Below are 6,000 nucleotides of genomic sequence, written 5' to 3' on the forward strand. Positions count from 1 at the left end.
ACAATAGCCAAGGTATTGCGCCGGGTCATCGATAGAGTTTCGATCAAGAAATTCTATTTCCGCTAATACCTCATTCGCTGCCCATGGAGCTGCGCCCTTCAGACAGACACAATCAGTTTCTCTGTTTGCCGTTTTGGGAACGCGCGAGGCGACGGTCCCACTGCCTTATGTGCATCAGGATTGGCGTCGTGTTCGAACCATGAAGTCAGCTGTGCGATGACGGTAAGACATCAGCATCATTGGCTATCACCGGCGCCACCGGCGCTACTCTTCTGGAAGACTTGAGACAATAGTGGAGCGTTGGGGGATGCAGGTCGGCGATTAATCGAGGTTGTTGAGGAGGTAAAGGAAGGTTTTGCCAGGTGATGGCTAAAGCCGTGTGGCGCGGGAGGGGATATATTTCTGCTGGTGAGTGCGCCGAGGTCCCGTGGACGAGTTCTTTTTTTATTTGGAAGGAGATTGGTTGCGGGGGCAGGATTTGAACCTGCGGCCTTCAGGTTATGAGAAATCAAGTCGGGCAGAAAAGGCACCTATTCAGCTAGTCCCCCGGAGTTCGGGAATGTTTCAAAAAGTGCCAGAATGATTACTAAATTATTGTTTATATTGACATTTTTCCATTATAGAATTTTTATGGCGGCACAACGCGATGCCGCCTCGACAGTCCACGACGCCCGGTTCCGGTGCCCGGTTTTCTGCCCGAAATAGCGTGTGTCACGTTGCCTTTGAAGCCGCGGAAAGGACGCGAAATGGCAAGGGTGCACCTCACAGATAAATTAATTGAAGGACTGGAACTCACTTCGGACTGGGAGAGCCGATACGAGATTTTCGACGCATCGGTGAACAATCTGGCGATAAGGGTCGGCTCCATCAACAAGTCCTTCGTTCTCCTCGCCCGCTTTCGCCAAGGGGATAACAGCACCCGGCGCAAATTGGGAAAGTTTCCCGATATGACCACGGAAGCGGCGCGTGTTGCGGCACATCGATGGAACGAGCAGCTCGCCGCCGGAATCGATCCGACCATCGAAGTCGAGAGAGCGAGGGAAGCGGAAGCGCTCAGATTGAGAAGCACCTTCGCGTCTGTCGTGCGCGACTATGTCGCCTACATTCCAAATCGACCCAGAAACCTCAGCGTCCCGGCAGAGACAAAATTCATCGAGAGCATCCTGCTCAATCCGTCTAAAAACCCCTGGCTGAACAAGCCGATCTCGGAAGTCACCGATCTGGATGTCATGAATCTCGTGAAGGCCCTTCGGGCCCGCACCCCCGCACAGGCATTCACGTGCTTTAGGACGCTGAAGACTTTTTTTCGATGGGCTATGGCCCCGGATCGCCGGCTCGAGATCGGCCTCCAGCACAATCCAATCGAGTTCCTTTCTGCCAAAACGCTTCAGCTCGAAAAAAACGAGCGTGACCGCGTGCTAGGTTACGAAGAGACCCATGCCTTCCTCAAGGCATCGACCGAAATGCCGTATCCCTATGGCCCCTGCCTTAGAACTCTCATCGAAACCGGACAGCGGATCGGCGCGGTGTCAGGAATGCGATGGTCTCAACTCAACCTTGAAAGGAAACTCTGGACCATCCCCGGATCGAGGAGCAGAAGAGCCACCGCCGGAAGAACCTCGAAGGCCCAGTCCGATCACGAAATCCCCCTATCCGACAACATGTGCGAGATGCTGCGTGCTCTGAAGGTCACTCTGACAGATGATCACGGCGACTACGTCTTCAGCTTCACCAGGGGAGCGACGCCTCTGGGCAGTTTCAGCAACCTGAAACGCGACACGACGCGCAACAGGAAGGGAGCGGGCGGGCGAGGTTCCACAAAGCGGGTCGAGGACGAGGCTGAGGCCGCCAACGGGCGTTTCGACCGCTTGATGCGGGACATCGTCACAACGACCGGGATCGAGTACAACAAGTGGGTCTGGCACGACATACGCCGTACGGTGAGGACGCATCTTGATCCGATCACCGGTCGTACGGAAGTCGCCGAAGCGGCTATCGGTCATGGCCAGAAAGGCATCGTCAGGGTCTACAACCTACATAAGTTCAGACCCGAAATTCGCCGCGGGTTCAATGCCTGGTCGTCACTACTTCGAAGAGTCGAGGCAGGGAAGTGCACCATCGCCGAGTGGGAGCACGACAATGATGTCCTCTAGCGATAATACACCGGTCGCCCGTGAAGAACTTCATTCTCTGGTCTGGAGCATGCCGGTGGGGGCAGCGGCAAAGAGATTCGGTGTCTCCGGAAGCTACCTAGCCAGAATATGCAAGGCGCTTGCCGTGCCTACCCCTCCACGTGGATGGTGGGCGAAGGTCCGCGCCGGTCAACATCTCACACCGCCGGAACTTCCGCCTGCAATGCCGGGATTCCCGAGGGAATGGACAAAATCTGGTATCATTGGGCAGCCGATGTGGACATTCTACAACATGTTTTCCGAGACGGTACGGGAACCTGTCCCATATAAGCATCCGCTCGTGAGAATAGCGTCTACAGCCTACGCCAAAGCGAAATTGAGCGGTGACGGTCACCATCTGGCACCCCGAGGATCGCGATCGATCGACCTGTTGTGCACCGCCGCCACCGTGAATGAAGCATTGGAACTGGCCGACATGCTTTTCGCTCGACTTGCTCTCCATGGTCACCGGGTCTGGGTCACTCCCGGCCACGGGCTCCATCGGCCCGTCATACAGAACTGTATCACGCCGCTGCGTTACACCAAAAACGCGACGGGTACCGTTTGGAAGCCAAAGAGGCCAACCATAACGGTCATAGGAGGCGTCGCCGTCGGGCTTGCAATTCTGGAGATCAGCAAGGAGGTCGAAATGCGGTACGTCGGCGACGGGATTTTTGTTAAGGCGGCGTCGTGTAGGAGCGTTCCGGGCATCACATGGACCGAGTGGCAGAGGCTCCCCATAGGCCGCTTCAAGGTCGTGGCCTATGATCCTAGCGCTCGCTGCGCCTGGCAACGGGATTGGATTGTAACACGCCGAAGGTCGGCGGCACGTCTCGTCAGGGAAGTGGTCGAGGCTCTTGTAGAGATTGCTGCAACCCTTCCGCAAACCCGCTCTTGTCTTCCGGACAACTAGTTCGGACAAGGTTACCGAGCTCCCGATGCTCCTGCCGGTTCGCAGTAGGCCGCTGGCTCTTGTGATTTCAGCGTTTCCCCATATCCTGGCTCAACCCGGAATAGCGGTGGGGCCCATGTCGAGATTCCTGATCGTAGTGCTTGTTGTGTTGGCTGGTGCATGCGGCGCGTCGGCCCGGACTTTAACAGTGGCCACCTGGAACCTCGGGTGGCACATGGACATCCATCCGGCGGAAAGATGGATTTCCGAGCGTGACAAGACATACGCACCCAATGTCACGGGAGACCGGAGGAGGTCAGATACTTCCCACATAGGATCATTGTCCGCTGATCGTACGGGCGGACCTCTGAAATGAGATTGCGTTGGGTACCGTTGTTCGTCGGAGCGCTTTTGTCGCTGGCTTCCTTTCAGTCCGCGCGGGCGGACGCCACGCTGGAGCGAGTGCCCATACAGAACGCGCCTCCTGTGCTGCTGTTGAAGGGCGAGTTCTCCCTGTCGGATAATCCTGCGGCCTTGGCGCGGGAAGTCGCGGCGACTGGCGCTAAAGCGATCACGTTCAACAGCAACGGGGGCAACGTGGTCTCGGCCATGGCCTACGGGCGGATGATTCGCTCGCTCGGCTTGGCGACGTTTCAGCTGAGGGCCGCCCAATGCGCCTCCGCCTGCACGCTGGCGTTCCTCGGCGGCGTTATCCGCCAAGCGGAGCCCGGGTCCGTCGGCGTCCACCAGTCTTCGTTCTCTCCGGAGAGCGGCGTGGAAGGCCGTGCTGCGGTCGCCGCTGTCCAGACCATGACCGCCGAGATCATGACGTACCTGATCGAGATGGGGGTCGATCCCAAGCTTCTGCAACTGAGCCTCTCCGTCCCGAGCGACGACATGCGTTACCTGACGGCCGCCGAAATGGCAGCCTATCGAGTCACCGCTGGCAGTATGGCGGACGTTTCGCAGCAGTTGGCCTCGCCGCCGCCGGCTTCTGCGGCCATTACCCCGGCCCCGCCCGCAAAACCAGAGACCCCTGCCCGGACACCCGAGGATAAAGCCAAAGCGCTCACCGCCGCCTACTACGACGCATGGTCGCGGCGCAACTCGGACGCAATGGCCTCCCTGGAGAGGCTGTATGCGACCACCGTGGACTTCTACGGAAAGCCGACGGCGGGGGAAGCCGTCATGGAGCAGAAGCGGGATTTCGGCGACCGCTGGCCCGTGAGGGCTTACAGCGCCAGGATCGAAAGCCTTCGCGTAACCTGCTCGGGGACATGCCGAGTCGACGGTTCGGTCGACTGGTACGCCCGCAGGGAAAGTGGAGATCGCGTATCGTCAGGCACCGCCGAATTTTCCCTAACGTGGGACACCGCAAGCGGACAGATAGTCTCCGAGGCGGGCAAGGTCGTCGAAATGGACAAAGGCCTGTCGTCTCCGCATAGGTTGATATCGCAATGGCAGGCGCAGAACACCGCGTGTCGGGGAGGCAGCGGCGACTCCCCGGAAACGATAACAGCATGCGATCGTCGAGAGGTGCTCGGTGCCAAGCTGAAAGCGGTCGGCTGGTGCTACGGCCGCGAAGGCGAAGCAGGCTACCAGATGGACTGGCACGCTTGCGGCTCGTCCGCCGGACAGGATGGCGCGGCGTCCACGCAGGCGTACCTGAGCGCGTCCCGCCCGAGCCCGACGGAGTACCGCGTGCACGCGGCGTTCACCGGGAAAACGGTGCTACCCGACTTCAAGGGCCGCGACCGCGACTTCAATACGTTCAGGACACGCATCCGCGACGGGATGCTTCAGGGGCCGAATTTCGCCGGTCACTACACTGTCATCCAGATCGGATGCGGTACGGGGTGTTCGTTCGCCATCGTAGCCGACAATCTTACTGGCCGACCCCTAAATTTTCCCCGCGGCGGGGAAAACAACATGTACCTCGATCTGGACTACAGGCGTGACAGCCGTCTGCTGTCGGCGCAGTGGCTGGACTACGACCAGCACACGTGCTTCGTCGAGTTCTTCGCCTTCGATGGCGGAATATGGAAGCAGCTGTCGAAGGCGGCCCTGGGGAACGACGAGACCTGCCTGAAGCCGATCCGGGAAAACCTTCGTTGAACGATGTCTGTGTATGGACGACTAATCGTGGAGTTCGGCCCAGTGCGGATGTGTGACTTAGGCCGTCAGGGCACCCTCGCCTTCGGTAGATCTCGTGACCGTTCCGCCCGCCGTCGAAACCGATATCCGTCCCTCGAGAACAATCATCGTGTCGTCAACAGCTATGGTTTCGGTCAGTGACTGGTTGGATGCGTACCGGCCTTAGCCGATCGTGACCGGCCCGCCATTCCTCTCGTCCACGAGGTTGCCGACAGATTTCGGCATCCTGTCCCGAGGAACGCTCGAGGGTCGCGTCAGACACGTTGAATTTCTGCACTTTCATCTGTGGTCTCCTGTCTCCCTCTGGGAGATAGTGCCGGTGCCCGCCCGGAACCGCCCAAGCGGTCACAAGCTCATGTCCAACGTCGGCCGGGGCTCATTGGAGCATTCTGCGAAATTAAGGACCGCCGCGAGGTCCGCATTGCGCCAATAGGAGACATGAACTGCTTGGAAGTTGACGGCAGCAAAAGGGGCCGAGAGACCGTCAGATAGCGGGCTCTGAAACGCGACAGCGGACATGCCCTCTGCACATCTTCTATCTCCAATTGGATTGATCCATCTCTCTGCGGTCGCCTTCATTCCCTGCCAAGTCCTGTGCTAAAGCCTTGTCGTCGATATGGAGGCAATAGTTGGCGCGTACACTCATCAGGCCAGGGGGCCGAAGCGAACGTATTCAGATTGCTGTTCACAAGGCTGTTCGAGAACTGATGGACGAGCAGCAGGACGAGGAACTCACCGTTGCCTTGATTGCAGCGCGTGCAGAAGTACCGCCCTCAACTATCT

The 6,000-nt window shown here is 58.6% G+C and carries 3 protein-coding genes and 2 pseudogenes; 4 read left to right on the forward strand and 1 reads right to left on the reverse strand.

The annotated features are described in order from the left end of the window. The first annotated feature begins 746 nt into the window (after positions 1-746). The 3 genes from Q2T52_RS24465 (at position 747) to Q2T52_RS24475 (ending at position 5,178) form a co-directional block, all read left to right on the forward strand. Positions 747-2,153 (forward strand): tyrosine-type recombinase/integrase, encoded by a 1,407-nt coding sequence (locus Q2T52_RS24465; RefSeq protein ID WP_302079538.1) that lies wholly within the window; start codon positions 747-749, stop codon positions 2,151-2,153. After that, on the forward strand, positions 2,140-3,084 hold the full coding sequence (locus tag Q2T52_RS24470) for a hypothetical protein (protein ID WP_302079539.1): 945 nt from the start codon (positions 2,140-2,142) through the stop codon (positions 3,082-3,084). The genes Q2T52_RS24465 and Q2T52_RS24470 overlap by 14 nt, the downstream gene beginning before the upstream one ends. 390 nt (positions 3,085-3,474) lie before the next feature. Next, positions 3,475-5,178, forward strand: a complete 1,704-nt coding sequence (locus tag Q2T52_RS24475) for a COG3904 family protein (RefSeq protein ID WP_302079540.1) — start codon at positions 3,475-3,477, stop codon at positions 5,176-5,178. A gap of 57 nt (positions 5,179-5,235) precedes the next feature. Here the strand turns inward: Q2T52_RS24475 and Q2T52_RS24480 are convergent. Then, positions 5,236-5,500 (reverse strand): annotated as a pseudogene (locus tag Q2T52_RS24480) (ethanolamine utilization protein). Positions 5,501-5,846: 346 nt separating this feature from the next. Between Q2T52_RS24480 and Q2T52_RS24485 the strand changes: the two are divergent. Next, positions 5,847-6,000 (forward strand): annotated as a pseudogene (locus Q2T52_RS24485) (TetR family transcriptional regulator); the annotation flags it as partial.

Source organism: Rhizobium oryzicola, from assembly GCF_030504645.1.
Taxonomy (GTDB): Bacteria; Pseudomonadota; Alphaproteobacteria; order Rhizobiales; family Rhizobiaceae; genus Neorhizobium; species Neorhizobium oryzicola.

Excerpts from the sequence above, each read along its gene's own strand:
- Q2T52_RS24465 (WP_302079538.1), top strand. The coding sequence starts at position 747 with ATGGCAAGGGTGCACCTCACAGATAAATTAATTGAAGGACTGGAACTC.
- Q2T52_RS24470 (WP_302079539.1), top strand. The coding sequence starts at position 2,140 with ATGATGTCCTCTAGCGATAATACACCGGTCGCCCGTGAAGAACTTCAT.